Below are 18509 nucleotides of genomic sequence, written 5' to 3'. Positions count from 1 at the left end.
TGCCCCCGCAATTTGGTCCGGTAGTTCAGTTGGTTAGAATGCCTGCCTGTCACGCAGGAGGTCGCGGGTTCGAGTCCCGTCCGGACCGCCATTTTTATTTGCCTGATTATAGCATATGTGGCTCAGTAGCTCAGTCGGTAGAGCAAAGGACTGAAAATCCTTGTGTCGGCGGTTCGATTCCGTCCTGAGCCACCATTTTTTTAAAAAAAGTTATGGCGATTGTGGCGAAGTGGTTAACGCACCTGATTGTGGTTCAGGCATTCGTGGGTTCGATTCCCATCAGTCGCCCCATACTGCGGGTGTAGTTTAGTGGTAAAACCTCAGCCTTCCAAGCTGATGATGAGGGTTCGATTCCCTTCACCCGCTCCAATATAATGGGCCTATAGCTCAGCTGGTTAGAGCGCACGCCTGATAAGCGTGAGGTCGATGGTTCGAGTCCATTTAGGCCCACCATTATTTAATGTTCCGCAGTAGCTCAGTGGTAGAGCATTCGGCTGTTAACCGAACGGTCGTAGGTTCGAGTCCTACCTGCGGAGCCATACGGGGAAGTACTCAAGTGGCTGAAGAGGCGCCCCTGCTAAGGGTGTAGGTCGGGCGACCGGCGCGAGGGTTCAAATCCCTCCTTCTCCGCCATAAAGGCCCCTTGGTCAAGCGGTTAAGACACCGCCCTTTCACGGCGGTAACACGGGTTCGAATCCCGTAGGGGTCATACAAAAAAGCTGTCAACTTATAGTTGGCAGCTTTTTTGTGCTTTTAGAGGAAATAGCATAAAATAAAAAATTAATTTAGCGAATGAATCTAGGAAAAAATATTAATCAAAATTTCTCCTTCAATCAATATTCATAAATATAGTGGGAAATCAAATTCAATTGCATTAAATGCATACTATTTGTTTGGTCACCCAACCCAAAGAAAGATTCCCTATTAGATAAGCATCGAATCTATTTGGTCACTAAATCAACTTTAAGTTCTCCATTCGATTACATTCAATTTTAGATCCCAAACCTGATGTTAGTTAATCAAACTTCCCTAATCCAATGTAATGTATTAAGTCGTTCCAACAAGAAATTCTGTAATATTTGCAGAATGGTGTTGAAAATATAGAAAAAATATCAATTTTTAATATAATTTGTCATAATATTTTAAAAATTTAAAAAGGATTTTGGGGTATTTAAACGAATATAACAAAAATAGCCATTTGGAAATAGAAGGAGGCGGGAGAGGAAAGATATGAAAACTGTAATTCCAACTGATTATCAGCTGCATTTATTTCATGAAGGGAATCTTTTTGAAGCATACAAGTTATTTGGTTCACATATAATTCATGAAGGTGCGGAAAGTCGGACCCGATTTTGTGTGTGGTCACCAAATGCCATATCCGTGAGATTAGTCGGCGATTTTAATCAATGGAATGGAGAAGGTTATGACCTTCATAAAATGAATCAAGAGGGCGTGTGGCAGCTTTATTGCAACGGTGATTTAGGGGGCTCTTTATACAAGTATGAGATCGTTAGCAAGGATGGTCATACATTTTTAAAATCGGATCCATTTGCTGTTTTTTCAGAGGAAAGACCTAACACCGCATCCATTGTTCATCCATTGGAAGGATATCAATGGAATGATTCTAAGTGGTTAAGAAATAAAGAGAAAAAAAATGTCTTGGAAGTACCCATGGTTATTTATGAAGTACATTTAGGTTCATGGAAGAAAAAGGGTAAAGGATTATTAACCTATTTGGAACTTTCCAATGAACTGATCCCATATGTAAAAGAGCATGGCTTTACTCATATTGAATTATTGCCCTTAACTGAGCATCCGCTCGATATGTCTTGGGGTTATCAAGGAACAGGCTATTATTCAGCAACGAGCAGATATGGAAAACCAGAGGATCTCATGTATTTCATAGACCAATGTCATCAAAATAATATCGGTGTCATTATGGATTGGGTGCCTGGACACTTTTGCAAGGATGCACATGGTCTCTATCGCTTTGATGGTAGTTATCTATTTGAATACGCGACAGAAGAAGATCGAGAGAATCGAGTGTGGGGAACGGCTAATTTTAACTTGGCCAGGAATGAAGTAAGAAGCTTTTTAATATCAAATGCTATCTTTTGGATGGAACTTTATCATATCGACGGGTTTCGTGTAGATGCGGTATCGAATATTATTTATTGGCCAAATCATAGCCAAAGAGAAAATCGCTTCGGGATTGAGTTTTTACAGCAGTTGAATAAAACAGTATTTCAATATGATCCATCATTCTTAATGATGGCGGAAGATTCTACGGATTGGCCTCAAGTAACATCTCCAGTTCATTATGGAGGGCTTGGTTTTAATTATAAATGGAATATGGGCTGGATGAATGATGTCCTTGCTTATCTGGAAACCCACCCAAATGAACGTACCATGTCACATGGGAAAATGACCTTTTCACTTATGTACGCTTTTTCGGAAAACTTTATCCTCCCACTTTCTCATGATGAAGTTGTGCATGGGAAAAAATCTCTCCTTAATAAAATGCCGGGTGATTATTGGCAAAAGTTCGCTCAATACAGATTGCTGCTAGGATATATGATGACTCATCCTGGAAAAAAATTATTGTTTATGGGGTTTGAGCTTGGGCAATTCTCAGAATGGAAGGATTTAGAACAATTGGATTGGAACTTGCTCGAATATGAAATGCATACAAAAACGAATTTTTATGTGAAAGACTTAATAAAGTTATATAAACGGTCAAAACCCCTTTTTGAATTAGATTATTTACATGAGGGCTTTGAGTGGATAGATGCAAATAATGTTGGTCAATCTATTTTTTCCTTCATACGAAAAGGACGAACAAAGGATGACTTACTGGTGGTGATATGTAATTTCACGGCAGCTGTTTATTATGACTTTAGGGTGGGGGTGCCTAAGGAAGGGACGTATCGTGAAATCTTCAATACCGATAGTGGTGTTTTTGGAGGATCCAATTGCATAAATAAAAAGGTTCTTATGGCCGAAGAAAAAGGATTTCATGGGCAAACCTGGTCGATTAGCATGACTATTCCTCCTTTTGGAATGTCAATTTTACGTCCTGTAAAGAAGCGAAAGGTGAGTGAGAAATGATAAAGAAGAAGTGTGTAGCTATGCTGTTGGCAGGAGGTAAGGGCAGCAGACTGAATTCATTGACGAAAGACTTAGCTAAACCGGCTGTCCCTTTCGGAGGGAAATATCGTATTATTGATTTCACATTGAGTAATTGTACGAATTCAGGAATTGATACAGTAGGCGTACTTACACAATATCAGCCACTCATATTAAACTCCTACATAGGAATAGGGAGCGCGTGGGACCTGGATCGCCGAAATGGCGGAGTCACTGTGCTGCCGCCCTATAGTGAGTCTTCTGAGGTGAAATGGTATACAGGCACAGCAAGTGCAATCTACCAAAACATCAATTACCTGAAACAGTATGACCCAGAATACGTCCTGATTTTGTCAGGTGACCATATTTATAAAATGAATTATGATTTAATGCTTGATCATCATATTGAGAAGGGTGCCGATGCTACAATCTCAGTCATTGAAGTGCCATGGCATGAAGCAAGCCGCTTTGGAATAATGAATACAAATACAGAGCTAGAAATATTGGAATTTGATGAAAAACCGGATGAACCAAAAAATAATTTGGCTTCTATGGGAATATATATTTTTAAATGGTCCGTATTGAATGAGATTTTGGAAAGAGATAATATCAATCCACAGTCTACCCATGACTTTGGTAAGGACATCATTCCGTTGATGCTAAACGAAGAGATGAAATTAGTTGCCTATCCTTTTAGTGGCTACTGGAAGGACGTGGGGACGGTGAAAAGCTTGTGGGAAGCTAATATGGATCTACTGGATGATCATTGTGAATTAAATTTATTTGATTATGATTGGCGCATTTATTCTATCAATCCGAATCATCCACCACAATACATTTCCCCAGATGCTGAAGTGCAGCAGTCGCTCGTTAATGAAGGATGCACGATTGAAGGTGAAGTCTACAAGTCGGTTTTATTCCAAGGAGTAACGGTGGGCCAAGGAACGCTCATTCGTGAATCGGTTGTCATGCCAAACGCAATCATAGGGAAGAATGTATTGATTGAAAAAGCCATTGTCCCTTCGAATATAACTATTCCTGATGGAACAATCATTAGGGCTTCAGGCGAAGAGGATGTTTTATTAGTATCGCAAGAGATGTTTCAAAATGCATAAGTAAGAGATTTATTTGTTCATATGTAATAGATAGAAAGAACCTCCAAAAATGATGGCTCATCTAATGCTGATATTATTAAAATTTTGTTTGGTTTAGTTCCGGTGGCTATGGGTTCGAGTTCTTAAGGCGAGGATTCCGGAATGGTAAAACCAGCCTTTCCAGAAACATTGCCTTAAGCTTGTCGGAGCTGGGCAAGCCACCTACGCATTTCTAATTGTCTAGCTTCGGTGGCTAGCCCCTCGAGGTCTTAAGCCAAATTGGTTTAGAGGTTAAAGTGCAAACCTCTAATCCAATTCGTCTTAAGCTTGTCGGGGCTGGGCAAGCCACCTACGCATTTCTAATAGGGGGAGTGGTTGTATTTGAATAATCGTTTACTCGGAGTCATTGATGCGACAACTTATCATGAGGGACTAGATGAACTCACCCTTCATAGATCTTTAGCGGCTGTACCTTTTGCGGGTAGATATCGTTTGATCGATTTTATTCTTTCTAATATGGTGAACTCGGGTATAGAGAGTGTGGCTATTTTTCCTAAATTCCAGTATCGTTCCTTGATGGATCATTTAGGATCAGGAAAGAATTGGGATTTGAATAGAAAAAGAGATGGATTATTCTTTTTTCCCTCACCGATGTTAGATAGTCCAAATAGGGGAATAGGATCGTTTAATCACTTTGCTGCAAACATGGATTATTTCTTAAGAAGCAATCAGGACTATGCTTTAATTGCAAATTGTTTCACGATCTTTAACATGGACTTTTCTCCAGTATTGGAAAAACATATAGAGGCTGGTTGTGATATAACAACAATTTGTAAGGATGATCAGCCATTAGACATGTACTTAGTTAAGAAATCACTCCTCATTGATATGATTCGTACAAGGGCCGAAACAGGCTATTCCTGCATATCTGATGTGGTATCGGATATAAACCATTCCTATACATTATGTAATTATGAATACACAGGGTCTGCAGTAATGGTTGATTCCATTTCATCCTACTTCCAAGCAAGTATGGAGCTGCTAAATCCAAGTGTATGGAAAGCTCTCTTTTTAATAGACCAGCCCATTTTTACAAAAGTAAAAGATGAGCCGCCAACAAGATATTTAAATGGAAGCTCGGTCCGAAATTCAATTGTTGCAAATGGCTGTCAGATTGAAGGCTCAGTAGAAAATAGCATTATTTCAAGAGGTGTTAAAATCGGCAAGAATGTGGTTCTTAAAAATTGCATTATTATGCAAAAATGCGAGGTCCAGGAGGGCTGTGTGCTTGATTCAGTCATTTTAGATAAGGATGTAAAGGTTGAGAAAGGCACCCACTTATCCGGGTCTAAGGAAACGCCTTATGTCGTTAGAAAAGGAACTGTACAAGGAGCGTTGATGAATTCGTGAAAGTATTATTTGCTGTATCAGAATGCGTCCCATTTATCAAATCAGGCGGTTTAGCAGATGTAGCAGGGTCTTTGCCAAAAGAATTAAAGAAACAAGGAACAGATGTAAGAATTATTCTTCCTAAGTATGGGGCAATTCCAGAAGTATTTAAGCAAGATATGAAAAAGAAAATGGAGTTTACGGTCAGAGTTGGCTGGCGTCTTCAATATTGTGCAGTAGAAGAACTAGTTTATGATGGCATAACCTTTTATTTTATAGATAATGAGTATTATTTTAAGCGTAAAAAGCTTTATGGATACTTTGATGATGGCGAAAGGTTTGCTTATTTTAATCGATCCGTGCTTGAAGCATTGGAGCAGTTAGATTACTATCCTGATATTATCCATTGCCATGATTGGCATACAGGAATGATTCCGTTTCTATTAAGAACTCAGTTTCAATCCAGAAGTGGATATGAATCAATAAAAACAGTCTTCACTATTCATAATTTACAGTTTCAAGGCATCATGCCTAAGGAAGCTCTGACTGATTTATTATGCTTGAGCGAGGAGTATTATCAAGAAGATCAGCTTGAATTCTATGGAATGATTAATTTCATGAAGGGCGGGATAGTCGCTTCAGATAAGATAACAACAGTTAGCCCTACGTACAAGAATGAAATTCAAACAGAGTATTATGGTGAAAAGCTGCATGGACTATTAAAGAATAGGTTCAGGGACCTTGAAGGCATATTGAATGGTATTGATGATGATATCTATCATCCGCTAAAAGATACTGCTATTATACAGCCTTTTCATATAAGTGAAATCCTGCACAAGAAGGCGAATAAAGAGCATTTGCAACGCCAATTCGGTCTGCCAATCGAAAGGGATATTCCTCTTATAGTCATGGTCACACGGCTAACGAAGCAAAAAGGTCTAGATCTGGTAAAGTGTGTTTTCCATGAAATGATGAAGGAAAATGTTCAATTCATACTTCTAGGTACAGGTGACATGGGTTTTGAAGGATTTTTTCGGGAAATGGAAACGTCATATTCACATAAATGTAAGGCTTATATTGGTTTTAATGAAGAAATAGCTCATCAAATTTATGCGGGTGCTGATCTGTTTCTAATGCCATCAAAATTTGAGCCGTGCGGTTTAGGGCAGCTGATTGCGATGAAGTATGGAGCCATTCCGATTGTTCGAGAAACAGGCGGCTTGAATGATACGGTTAAAGCTTTCAATGAATATACAGGTGAAGGAAATGGATTTTCATTTAAGAACTTTAATGCTCACGATATGCTATATACCTATAGAAGGGCATTATCCTTCTATAGGGAAAGTGAGATATGGGAAAAAATTATGATTAATGCAATGGAAATGGATTATAGCTGGGCGCAATCTGCCTTTAGATACAATCAATTATATTCGAACGTCATCTCTAGGAGTGAAAGCCATGTTTTCTGATAAGGGTGAATTCAAGGAGGCTTTTTTAAAAAAGCTTGAGATGACCTGTGGAAAAAGCTTCAGTGAAAGCTCAGAGAAGGATCAATTTTTCACATTAGGTCTTATGATTAGAGAATATGTGAGCACCGAGTGGATCAATACGAATGAACGCTATCGAGTGGATAAAGTAAAGCAGGTATACTATTTTTCTATCGAGTTTTTATTGGGAAGGCTATTGCATCATAATTTACTCAATTTAGGGATTGAAGACGTTGTAGCAAGTGGGCTAGCTGATTTAGGCATCGACCTTGCTCATCTTGAGGATGTGGAGTCGGATGCAGGATTAGGTAATGGCGGGCTTGGCAGGCTGGCTGCATGTTTCCTTGACTCGTTAGCATCTCTTAACCTCCCAGGTCATGGATATGGCATCAGATATAAGCATGGTTTATTTGAGCAAAAAATCGTTGATGGATATCAAGTTGAGCTTCCAGACCAGTGGCTTAGGAATGGGCATGTATGGGAAGTACGTAAGGCAGACCTTTCCGTTGAAATCCCATTCTGGGGTGAGGTTGAAGTAAGGGAGGAAAATGGTCGTCAGGTATTTCGTCATATTCATGCAGAGAGAGTTACCGCTGTCCCTTATGATATGCCTGTAGCTGGATATAAAACTGACACGATTAACACGTTAAGATTATGGACTGCTGAGCCGTCACGCTATCCAATCAATCAGGATGTATTAAAGTATAAACGTGAAACAGAATCGATTTCAGAATTTCTTTATCCGGATGATACCCAGGATGAAGGGAAAATTCTCAGACTTAAGCAACAATATTTCTTAGTCAGTGCAAGTATCAAATCCATTATTCAATCGTATAAGCGGCAGCATCATAGCTTAATAAATTTTCATGAATATGTAAGTATTCATATTAATGATACGCACCCAGTGCTGGCCATTCCAGAATTGATGAGGGTTTTAATCGACGAAGAAGGACTAGGCTGGGACACAGCTTGGGGCATTACAACACAAACTATTTCCTATACCAATCATACAACTTTATCGGAGGCGCTTGAAAAATGGCCAGTACGCATCTTTCAGCCGCTGCTGCCGAGAATATTTATGATTGTAAATGAAGTGAATGAACGCTTTTGCAGCGATCTGTGGAATAAGTATCCTGGAGATTGGAACAGAATTGAGAGTTTAGCGATCATTGCTCATAATCAAGTGAAAATGGCTCATCTTGCATTGGTGGGCAGCTATAGCGTTAATGGAGTAGCCGCCTTGCATACAGATATCCTACAAAACAGGGAAATGAATCATTTTTATAAAATCTTTCCGGAAAAATTTAATAACAAAACGAATGGGATTACTCATCGGAGCTGGCTTCTTAAGTCTAATCCGTCATTGTCAAATTTGATTACAATGGGAATCGGCGACGAATGGATTAGAGACCCTAATCAACTAAGGAGATTACTGAAATTTAAAAATGATTCATCCTATTTACAAGCGATTTCCGATGTTAAAACTGAAAATAAGAAGAATCTTGCCAAAAGGATAAGAGCGCAAACAGGTGAATGGATCAATATAGATTCAATTTTTGATATCCAAGTAAAGAGGCTTCATGCCTATAAACGTCAGCTTCTCAATATTCTCCACGTTATGTACTTATATAATCGTCTGAAGGAGGATGCTCATTTTCACATGCATCCGCGTACATTCATTTTTGGTGCAAAGGCATCACCAGGCTATTATTTTGCAAAGAAAGTCATAAAACTCATTAATTCGGTAGCTGAAAAGGTAAATAAAGATTCGCTTACAAAAGACACGCTAAAAGTAATATTTCTAGAGAACTATCGAGTATCGTTAGCGGAGGAAGTATTTCCTGCAGCAGATGTGAGTGAACAAATATCAACGGCGAGTAAAGAGGCTTCTGGAACGGGAAATATGAAGTTTATGATGAATGGTGCGATTACAGTTGGGACGCTTGATGGCGCTAATGTTGAAATCCATGAGAAAGTTGGGGATGAAAACATCTTTATTTTTGGTCTACGATCTGATGAGGTATTAAATTATTATCAGCATGGCGGTTATCACTCCATGGAATATTATCATCATGATAAGAGAATACGGCAAGTAATGGATCAACTGAAGAGCGGTTTTTTTCCTGAAGTGATGGATGAATTTGAACCGATCTTTGATTCATTAATCATGGAAAATGATCAATATTTTGTTTTACGGGATTTTTCTAGTTATGTGAACGTACAGGAGAGTGTTGGGTATGCGTATGAAGATCAAAAGAGATGGAGGCAGATGAGCCTTGTTAATATAGGGGAATCCGGCCATTTCTCCAGTGATCGGACCATTGAAGAATATGCAAACGAGATCTGGCATATCCATCCATCATAATGAGCAATTGCTCATAATAAAACGGCTCTTGGATGAGCCGTTTTATTATTTATGTTAAATAGATTCGCGTTTAATTGGCATAGTACAACAGCGGAAGGCACCGCCAGACTTGATGATTTCAGTTATATCCACTTCAATCACTTTATAGCCATGTTCTCTAAGCTTTTTATTTATATTTTGGTTAATAGGCTGACTGAGTACCTTCTTATTTCCAATAGAGAGTACATTGGTGCCAAGGGTAAATTGTTCTTCTTTCGTGACTTCGATGATATTATAGCGAGAGGAGAGGTATTTTACTGTCTCGGACTCTATTTCACCAGGGAAAAGTAAAGCATCGGTTGGAGAAATTATGTTAAATACACAATCAAGATGAAGATAAGTATCGGTAAATGGGACAGGAATCACTTCAAAGTTTGGCAGTAAATCTTGAATATACTCGATGGCGCTGATTTCGGTTCTATCACTTTGGCCGATGTAGATGGTCTTGCCGTCAATAATAACATCTCCGCCTTCAATCCGGTGCTTATGAACATTTTTAAACGGTATTTCCCTTTTCAGAAGCCATTGCTTTAAAATTTCGTCTTCTCCTCGGCGTACTTCTGCGGACATTTCAGCTACAAATACTGTATCAGCAAGGGTGAAGCCAATATCTCTTGTGAAAACTTGTTCAGGGAATTCCTCTTGTGGAGGGAGCAGAATTATTTCAATTCCATGTTCCTCTAATGTCTTTACAAAATGGCGATGCTGTTCTATGGCTATTTGAACATTGAAGCCTTTATCAGAGTATCTTCTTTGTGTTTCATTGATTTTGCTATCAATATTCATGAACGTGGGTTCGCATAAAATCACTGCTTTAAGCGGATCATATTCGGTGTGGCACCCAGCCTTTTCTTTGTTCATCAGCATAATATCCCCTCCTAAGTCATCTCTTTTCAATAATATTTCCTATCTTTACCCTTTTAAACAAGCAGAATAACTATTAAGAAGCAGATATATGATGATTATTTTTATTATTTTATCATAAAAAAAAAACGCCTTTGCTAATTCAAAGGCGTTTTGTTATATCAAGTTATATAAGCCATAAAAAGGCCGACAGCGAGCAGCAATCCAAATATGGTATTGGTCTGAGCTGTATGTTTCATAGCAGGAATCATTTCAAAAGCAATTGTTTTTCCTTTAAAGCCTTTGATTGCTTTAAGCGGCTTTGGAGCACTAATTAGAATAAGAGCAAGCCAAGGTGAAACGATATTTGCTGCAATGAGAATAAATACCCATACGTAGGCAGTCACGAACATGGCTGCCAGCAGCTTCACCGCTTTTTCACGGCCAATTAAGATAGCCAGCGTCTTTCGGCCAAACTCCTTATCACCATCAAGATCTCGAATATTATTAGATAGCATGATTCCACCAACGAGAATAAAGCTTGGAATGGCTACTAAGATACTTGTCATTGAGATGAAGCCAGTTTGAATATAGAAAGAAATTAGTATGAGCATCATGCCCATCACAAATCCAGAGATGATTTCGCCAAATGGTGTATAGGCGATAGGATAAGGACCTCCGGTATATAGATAGCCGACTGCCATACAAGCTAGGCCAATAGCAGCGAGCCACCAGGTGCTGTTCATGCAAATATATATCCCTATCATAATCGATATGCCATATAGACCAAGTGCAGCGTTTAAAACTGTTCGGGGTTTGACACCTTCTCGAACGATGGCACCTCCGATTCCAACTGAATCAGCCGTATCATTTCCACGTTTAAAATCATAATATTCATTGAACATATTTGTTGCAATCTGTAAGAATAGACTTGCTATCAGCATGGCAAAAAATAACCCTATATGAATGTTTGCTTCATATACTGCTAACGCAGTACCAAGAAAAACAGGAACGAATGCAGCGGTTAATGTATGCGGTCTAGTTAACTGCCACCAAACTTTCCAAGTCTTGGTGCTGGAAGCAGATGCGACGCTGGTCTGCGGTTGTGGTTGCATAAATGATTCTCCCTTCAATCATTTCAGCCTCAATATATTTAGCAGAAATCATTTTTATCAGTCAAAATTAATCACATACTAAGTTTAGGTAATGTCCTAAAGGGTGTCAATAATAATTTGCATGTATATCAGGTGGAAATTTCCTAAAAAAACATCATCCATGTATTCTTATATACATTATAATATAATAAGGAAATGAACGGTTGAAACATTACTGGAATAATTGACATCTCAAGCGATTGAGGTGTATCTTAAATGAATGAAGGATAGCGGCTACAAGGCTGTTATTGGAGGGATTTTTTTGGTTGCGATACATGATACGGAGCTAAAAGAAGGGATCCAAAAGGCGATTGTTAAGGCAAAGGACTTGAAAAGACCTATTTTAGTTAGTGAGGTTCAAGCCATCGAACAGGTTGAACCACTCTCTTTTTTTGCAACAGGAAGCCAAGATTACTTTGGTGAACGCTTTTTTTGGAAGGACTCTTCTGATGAAATATTTATAGTAGGAATTGGGATAAGTAAAGACATTCAATCGGATCAGGCTACTGACCGCTTTTTTCATGTGAAGAAAGAGTGGAATGGCTTTTTAGATGATTCAATTATTATCAACCCATTTGATATAGAAGGAACAGGACCAGCTATGTTTGGCGGATTTACCTTTGATCCTTTAAAGGGGAAAACAAAGCTATGGGAAAAGTTTTCCGATTCTACCTTCCATATTCCCAAGTTCATGTACAGCATGATTAAGGGACAAGCCTATTTAACAACAAATATCGTGTGTACTCAGCATGATGATGTTTCTTTGCTGCATAAAGTATGGACAGAAAGAAACCATATGATGTCTAATCTAGCGGAAGCACCTTATAATAGTGAAAATTTGTTATTAAGTCAGACAGAGATTCATCCTGAACAATGGATGAATACGGTAGATCAAGTAGTAGGCGAATTAAAAAGCGAGGAAATGAAGAAAGTTGTACTGGCAAGAGAAACCCGGTTACGATATGAAGACCCGATTAAAATCGAAGCGGTTTTGGCAAACCTGCTGGAGTATCAAAAGAATAGCTTTATATATGCGTATGAATCCAACGGTGATTGCTTTATTGGTGCATCTCCTGAACGATTAGTAAAAAAACAAGGTAAGAACCTATTTACTACTTGTCTTGCAGGATCTATTAAACGGGGACAGAACCAGGCTGATGATGATGTGCTTGGTCAAGAGCTTTTAACGGATGAAAAAAACCTGGAAGAGCATCAATATGTTGTTGATATGATTAAGGCGGCTATGGAACAGGTAAGTGTGAAAGTGAAATTGCCTGATCAACCAAGGCTGATGAAGCTGCGTGATATTCAGCATTTATATACGCCAGTGACGGCAGAAGCTAACGCGGACAGTTCAATCCTTCAACTTATTGAAAGATTGCATCCGACTCCAGCATTAGGCGGAGTTCCTCGAACAAAGGCTGTTGAAAAAATCCGTGAACTTGAATCTTTGGACCGCGGAATGTACGGAAGTCCTCTTGGGTGGCTTGATTATAAAGGTAACGGAGATTTCGCAGTTGCATTAAGGTCAGGCTTGATTCAGCAAAATGAGGCCTCGATCTTTGCAGGATGTGGAGTCGTAAAAGATTCAACAGCTGAAAGTGAATACCAAGAGACAAAAATTAAGTTCCGTCCAATGTTGTCGGCACTTGGAGGTATAGAATGATGAACCATCAGGAATCATTGACTCAATATATTGCTTCGTTTGTATCGGAGCTCGTAAAAAATGGAGTAGAAGACGTCGTAGTCAGTCCTGGTTCAAGGTCTACTCCGATGGCCATGGTTATGGCAGAGCATCCTGAGCTTCGTGTGCATATACATGTCGACGAACGCTCGGCTGCCTTTTTTGCGTTGGGGATGGCAAAGGCGACGACGAATCCGGTAGCCATTCTTTGTACTTCTGGCACAGCTGCTGCAAACTATTATCCAGCAATCGTGGAAGCGTTTTATTCCCGTGTTCCTCTCATCGTCTTAACTGCTGACAGACCGCATGAGCTTCGGGATGTAGGTGCTCCACAAGCGATTGATCAAATTCATTTATATGGTAAGAACGTAAAATGGTTTATTGAAATGGCACCTCCTGATCATTCAGATGGGGTGATTAGATATGTGCGTTCGGCTTGTACACGTGCAGTTTCTACAGCGAAAAAATCCCCTGCAGGACCAGTGCATCTAAACTTCCCTTTCAGAGAGCCGTTAATTCCTCAATTAGATAATCCCAACATATTTGCATTATCTAATCGGAAGGAAGCATATATGAAAATTGAGTCAGGTCATATGACTCTCAAGGCAGAAGAATTTAATCAAATGGCTCATGTGCTTAGCAGCTATGAAAAAGGGATCATCGTTTGTGGACCGATGGAAGAAGAAGGATTTTCTAAAGCAGTGATTGGGCTTGCTAAAAAGCTGAATTTCCCAATTATAGCAGACCCTCTCTCGCAATTAAGAAGCGGTTATCACAGTCATTCACTTATTATTGATACATATGATTCTTTTCTAAAAAATGAAGATGCGAAGGAACAATTAAAGCCAGAAATCATTATTCGTTTTGGAGCAATGCCCGTATCAAAACCATTGCTGCAATTCTTAAAATTACATCAAGATGTGAGACAGCTAGTAATTGATGGAGGCAGCGGGTTTAGAGATCCAGCACTTTTATCAACAGATATGATTTATTGCCAAGAAACGCTTTTTTGTGAGTCACTAGCAGCTATTGTCGAAGAGAAAGAAGATTCGCGATTCTTGAAACAATGGAAGGATTGTAATGATCTGACGAAGGCAAAGTTGAAGCCTATTCAACATATCGAAGAACTGAGTGAAGGCAAGATTTTTGCACAGCTAGCTGAGCTTCTTCCAGATGGCGCAACTGTATTTGTCGGTAATAGTATGCCAATCAGAGACCTGGACACATTCTTTCATAACAACGAGAAATCCATTAAAGTAATGGCTAATAGAGGGGCAAATGGCATTGATGGTGTTGTTTCTACGGCATTAGGAGCAGCAATGCACTCCCAGCCATTATATTTAATCATTGGTGACCTTACCTTTTTCCATGATCTAAATGGTCTGATTGCTGCAAAGTTATATCATATTCCTATTCACATCATCGTGATTAATAATAATGGTGGAGGAATCTTTTCATTCCTGCCGCAAGCAGAGCATCCGAAAAATTTCGAAATGCTCTTTGGCACTCCATTGGATATTGATTTTTCACATAGTGTAAAAATGTTCGGCGGGCATTATGAATTAATCACTGATTGGCAGCACTTTTCATCTGCGTTATTATCAGAGACCGATACATTTAAAGTGTTAGAGGTTACGACAAATCGAGACAAAAATGTAAAGGAACATCGAGATTTGTGGGATTCTGTTTCCCAGGAAATAAGTCGATTATTGAAAGGGTGAATGCCGATGAAATTTGTCATAAATAATGTCAAATATCATGTAGATATGTGGGGAGAGGGTTACCCGCTCCTTTTATTGCATGGCTTTACCGGCAGCAGTGATACATGGGCACCTTTTGAAAGTAATTGGGAAAACCATTCGGAAATGATTGCAGTAGACATCATAGGGCACGGTCAATCTGATGCACCAGATAAGTTGTCTTGCTATGACATCGAAGAACAGGCAGAAATGTTATATAAGCTTATGGGGAAATTAAAAATAGAAAAAGCTGATTTTCTCGGTTATTCAATGGGCGGGAGATTGGCTATTACATTTGCAGTTAAATATCCGCATAAAGTAAGAAAGCTAATACTGGAAAGCACTACACCAGGGTTGAGAATTCATGAAGAGAAAAAGGCAAGAGTTGAGCAGGACCACCGATTATGTGAATTCATAAGCGAAAAAGGAATCAGCCAGTTTATAGATTACTGGGAAAACATTCCTTTGTTTGCTAGTCTAAAAAACGCACCTTCGAGTATGCAAACGAAAACGAGAGCCCAGAGGTTACAGAACCAATCAATCGGGTTAATGAACAGTCTCAAGGGAATGGGTACAGGTGCACAGCCCTCTTGGTGGGGGAAGCTAAAAGACTTACATATTCCGACTCTTTTAATAACAGGTTCACTCGACACGAAATTTTGTCAGCTTGCAAAAAGCATGTCATATCAATTGCCGAATAGTGATTGGGTTGTTTTGGATGAATGCGGACATGCTATCCATGTGGAGAAACCTGAAAAGTTTGCTATAATAGTAAGTGAGTTTTTGTCAATTTCTGAAGAAAAATCTCTTTCTTAATAGGAATAGGCAAGATACAAATTAAAAATAGCTGTGTTTTTCGTCAGTTATTGCTAAAATATGTTGTGGTAATATATATAGGAATGTCATTTTTAATGATTATATAAGGAGGCTTATAATTTATGTCAGCAGTAGAATGGGTAGCGGTCCGTAATTATGAAGAAATCATGTATGAAACATATAACGGGATTGCAAAAATTACAATTAACCGACCACATGTACATAATGCGTTCACACCAAAGACAGTTATGGAATTGATTGATGCATTTGCCTATGCTCGTGATGATTCAAATGTGGGTGTAATTATTTTAACAGGTGCTGGAGATAAAGCATTCTGCTCAGGTGGAGATCAAAAAGTACGCGGCCATGGCGGCTATGTTGGCGAAGATCAAATTCCTCGCTTAAATGTATTGGATCTTCAACGCTTAATTCGCGTAATTCCTAAACCAGTTATCGCGATGGTAAAAGGCTATGCTATTGGCGGCGGTCATGTACTTCACATCGTTTGTGATTTAACAATTGCTGCGGATAATGCAGTATTTGGCCAAACTGGACCAAAAGTTGGCAGCTTTGACGCTGGATATGGATCTGGTTATTTAGCAAGAATCGTTGGACATAAGAAAGCGCGTGAAATTTGGTTCTTATGCCGTCAATACAATGCACAAGAAGCTTTAGATATGGGTCTAGTAAACACCGTCGTTCCACTTGATAAAGTGGAAGAAGAAACAATTCAATGGTGTGAGGAAATTCTTGAAAAGAGCCCAACAGCTATCCGTTTCTTAAAAGCTGCATTCAATGCTGATACTGATGGACTTGCTGGTATTCAGCAATTCGCAGGGGATGCAACCCTTCTTTACTATACTTCTGATGAAGCAAAAGAAGGACGCGATGCATTTAAAGAAAAACGCGACCCGGACTTCGGTCAATTCCCGCGTTTCCCTTGAGGAGTCGTGCAATTTTATAGAACAGCTTGATGGGCAACCATCAGGCTGTTTTTATTAATGAATGATTGCAGGTTGGTTTTTGGAGCAAACGATTCTATTAAAGAAGGTGTCATTTTGACAAATCAAGTGATGCAAAATTTCTTATATAAAAGGTTTTTAACTACACCAGATAGAGTAGCTTTTCATTACAAAGGAAGAGATTATTCTTTTGCAGATGTTTATCACGAATCATATAAGATTGCTGGGCAATTGACTGCGAATGGGATGAAAAAAGGTCAATTCACTGGTGTATTATTGAAAAATAATCTTGAAACGGTATTTATTCTTTTTGCACTTCAGTTAATCGGAGTGAGAGCAGTCATATTAAATAACCGTTTGACTAGCGGTGAGATTGGCTGGCAATTGCAGGATTCCAAAGCTAAATTCTTAATTACAGAAAATGCTTTTGATAAAGTTCAGACAAATATAAAGTACGAATTCAATGACATTATCACACTTTTTAAAGAAACATTAGCAGGCAAGACAAACGAGCCAGAATTAGTGAAAGAGATAGCGCTCGATGATATATGTACAATCATGTATACATCAGGAACAACAGGCCATCCAAAGGGTGTCATGCAAACATATGGCAATCATCTTTGGAGTGCCATTGGATCAAGCTTGAACCTTGGGTTAAATGACAGGGATGCATGGTTATGCACCGTACCTTTATTCCATATCAGCGGTTTTTCTATTTTGATGCGCAGTATTATTTATGGCATGAAAGTGGTTCTTATTGATGCGTTTGATGAGAGGGCGGTCATCCAATTAATACATAAAGAGAAAGTGACCATTATGTCCGCCGTCAGTACAATGCTAACTAAAATGCTGGATGACTTAGACGGGGAGTCCCTGCCTGAGGCATTTCGCTGCCTGCTTTTAGGAGGAGGTCCCGCATCGCGGTCTTTACTCGAAGTATGTAAACAAAATGGTATTCCTGTTTATCAAACATATGGGATGACAGAAACCTCTTCACAGATCGTTACTTTATCCCCGGAGGATAGCCTAGCTAAGCTTGGATCAGCGGGTAAAGCCTTATTCCCTTCACAGCTTAAAGTGATGAATGAAAGCGGAACAGAAGCAGTACCAAATGAACCTGGTGAAATTCTCGTCAAAGGTCCGAATGTGACAAGCGGCTATTTAGGTCATGAGGAGATAACAGCTGAAAAAATAAATGATGGCTGGCTTTCTACCGGGGATATCGGCTATATCGATGAGGATGGCTTTTTATTTGTATTAGATAGACGTTCTGATTTAATTATTTCAGGCGGTGAGAATATCTATCCTGCTGAGGTTGAAGGCATTCTAAACTCACACCCGGGCGTGTCAGATGCAGGTGTGATTGGTATGAAAGATGTAACATGGGGAGAAGTACCAGTAGCTTTTGTTGTCATAAAGAAAAACCATGATACTTGCCATGATGAACTTGAATCTTTTTGTAATGAAAAATTGGCAAAATATAAGATCCCAAAACGCTTTTTTATTGTAGATGAAATTCCAAGAAACGCATCAAAGAAAATCTTACGAAGAGAATTGAGAAAAATGATTCATATGTAAAAGGGAACTCTTCTCAGCTAAACTGCTTGAGAGGAGTTTTTGCAAGAATGAGGCGTTATACACCACTGAAGTAAAGAAAATCAGAACAGAGAGAGAAGAATGAGGCGTATTCTCCGCACAAAATAAGAAAATCAGAACAGAGAGAGAAGAATGAGGCATATTCACCGCACAAAATAAGAAAATCAGATCAGAGAGAGAAGAATGAGGCGTATTCTCCGCACAAAATAAGAAAA

General features: G+C 39.1%; 11 protein-coding genes, 8 tRNA genes and 1 pseudogene. 18 read left to right on the top strand and 2 right to left on the bottom strand.

What is annotated here, in order from left to right; translation table 11 throughout:
• The first annotated feature begins 14 nt into the window (after positions 1 to 14).
• From J2S17_RS27980 to J2S17_RS27920, 13 genes and pseudogenes are all read left to right on the top strand, one after another.
• Positions 15 to 91: transfer RNA gene (locus J2S17_RS27980), tRNA-Asp, on the top strand.
• A gap of 28 nt (positions 92 to 119) precedes the next feature.
• Positions 120 to 195: transfer RNA gene (locus J2S17_RS27975), tRNA-Phe, on the top strand.
• Between the two features lie 20 nt (positions 196 to 215).
• Positions 216 to 291, top strand: a tRNA-His gene (locus tag J2S17_RS27970).
• 4 nt (positions 292 to 295) lie between these two features.
• A tRNA-Gly gene (locus J2S17_RS27965) sits at positions 296 to 369 on the top strand.
• A 7-nt stretch (positions 370 to 376) separates the two neighbouring features.
• Positions 377 to 453 (top strand) — tRNA-Ile (locus J2S17_RS27960).
• A gap of 11 nt (positions 454 to 464) precedes the next feature.
• A tRNA-Asn gene (locus J2S17_RS27955) sits at positions 465 to 539 on the top strand.
• 3 nt (positions 540 to 542) lie between these two features.
• Positions 543 to 633: transfer RNA gene (locus J2S17_RS27950), tRNA-Ser, on the top strand.
• 4 nt (positions 634 to 637) lie between these two features.
• A tRNA-Glu gene (locus tag J2S17_RS27945) sits at positions 638 to 709 on the top strand.
• Positions 710 to 1230: 521 nt separating this feature from the next.
• Positions 1231 to 3148, top strand: a pseudogene (glgB, locus tag J2S17_RS27940) (1,4-alpha-glucan branching enzyme).
• The gene (locus J2S17_RS27935) at positions 3105 to 4241 is read left to right on the top strand and encodes a glucose-1-phosphate adenylyltransferase (protein WP_307480483.1); all 1137 of its coding nucleotides are present in this window, start codon (positions 3105 to 3107) and stop codon (positions 4239 to 4241) included. The pseudogene glgB and the gene J2S17_RS27935 overlap by 44 nt, the downstream one beginning before the upstream one ends.
• Before the next feature lie 360 nt (positions 4242 to 4601).
• The gene (locus tag J2S17_RS27930; RefSeq protein WP_307480480.1) at positions 4602 to 5630 is read left to right on the top strand and encodes a GlgC family sugar phosphate nucleotidyltransferase; all 1029 of its coding nucleotides are present in this window, start codon (positions 4602 to 4604) and stop codon (positions 5628 to 5630) included.
• On the top strand, positions 5627 to 7078 hold the full coding sequence (glgA, locus tag J2S17_RS27925; RefSeq protein WP_307480476.1) for a glycogen synthase GlgA: 1452 nt from the start codon (positions 5627 to 5629) through the stop codon (positions 7076 to 7078). Before J2S17_RS27930 ends, glgA begins: the two co-directional genes overlap by 4 nt.
• Positions 7068 to 9461, top strand: coding sequence for a glycogen/starch/alpha-glucan phosphorylase (locus tag J2S17_RS27920; protein ID WP_307480473.1), 2394 nt, complete (start codon positions 7068 to 7070; stop codon positions 9459 to 9461). The genes glgA and J2S17_RS27920 overlap by 11 nt, the downstream gene beginning before the upstream one ends.
• A 54-nt stretch (positions 9462 to 9515) precedes the next feature.
• Here the strand turns inward: J2S17_RS27920 and J2S17_RS27915 are convergent, their stop codons facing one another.
• Both J2S17_RS27915 and J2S17_RS27910 read right to left on the bottom strand, forming a co-directional pair.
• The gene (locus J2S17_RS27915; RefSeq protein WP_307480470.1) at positions 9516 to 10367 is read right to left on the bottom strand and encodes a dimethylarginine dimethylaminohydrolase family protein; all 852 of its coding nucleotides are present in this window, start codon (positions 10365 to 10367) and stop codon (positions 9516 to 9518) included.
• Positions 10368 to 10525: 158 nt separating this feature from the next.
• On the bottom strand, positions 10526 to 11458 hold the full coding sequence (locus tag J2S17_RS27910; RefSeq protein ID WP_307480469.1) for a 1,4-dihydroxy-2-naphthoate polyprenyltransferase: 933 nt from the start codon (positions 11456 to 11458) through the stop codon (positions 10526 to 10528).
• Between the two features lie 301 nt (positions 11459 to 11759).
• Between J2S17_RS27910 and J2S17_RS27905 the strand changes: the two genes are divergently transcribed.
• The 5 genes from J2S17_RS27905 (at position 11760) to J2S17_RS27885 (ending at position 18276) form a co-directional block, all read left to right on the top strand.
• Entirely contained in the window at positions 11760 to 13163 is a 1404-nt protein-coding gene (locus tag J2S17_RS27905; protein ID WP_307480467.1) for an isochorismate synthase, read from the top strand.
• Positions 13163 to 14902, top strand: a complete 1740-nt coding sequence (gene menD / locus J2S17_RS27900) for a 2-succinyl-5-enolpyruvyl-6-hydroxy-3-cyclohexene-1-carboxylic-acid synthase (protein WP_307480485.1) — start codon at positions 13163 to 13165, stop codon at positions 14900 to 14902. Before J2S17_RS27905 ends, menD begins: the two co-directional genes overlap by 1 nt.
• A 6-nt stretch (positions 14903 to 14908) precedes the next feature.
• A complete protein-coding gene (menH, locus tag J2S17_RS27895) occupies positions 14909 to 15736 on the top strand; it encodes a 2-succinyl-6-hydroxy-2,4-cyclohexadiene-1-carboxylate synthase (protein WP_307480465.1) in 828 nt (275 codons plus the stop codon).
• 122 nt (positions 15737 to 15858) lie between these two features.
• Entirely contained in the window at positions 15859 to 16680 is an 822-nt protein-coding gene (menB, locus tag J2S17_RS27890) for a 1,4-dihydroxy-2-naphthoyl-CoA synthase (RefSeq protein WP_307480462.1), read from the top strand.
• Positions 16681 to 16737: 57 nt separating this feature from the next.
• On the top strand, positions 16738 to 18276 hold the full coding sequence (locus tag J2S17_RS27885; RefSeq protein WP_307480459.1) for an o-succinylbenzoate--CoA ligase: 1539 nt from the start codon (positions 16738 to 16740) through the stop codon (positions 18274 to 18276).
• Positions 18277 to 18509: the final 233 nt, after the last annotated feature.

Source organism: Cytobacillus purgationiresistens (assembly GCF_030813235.1).
GTDB classification, from domain to species: Bacteria; Bacillota; Bacilli; order Bacillales; family Cytobacillaceae; genus Cytobacillus; species Cytobacillus purgationiresistens.
This window is presented reverse-complemented; position numbering and strand designations above follow the sequence as displayed.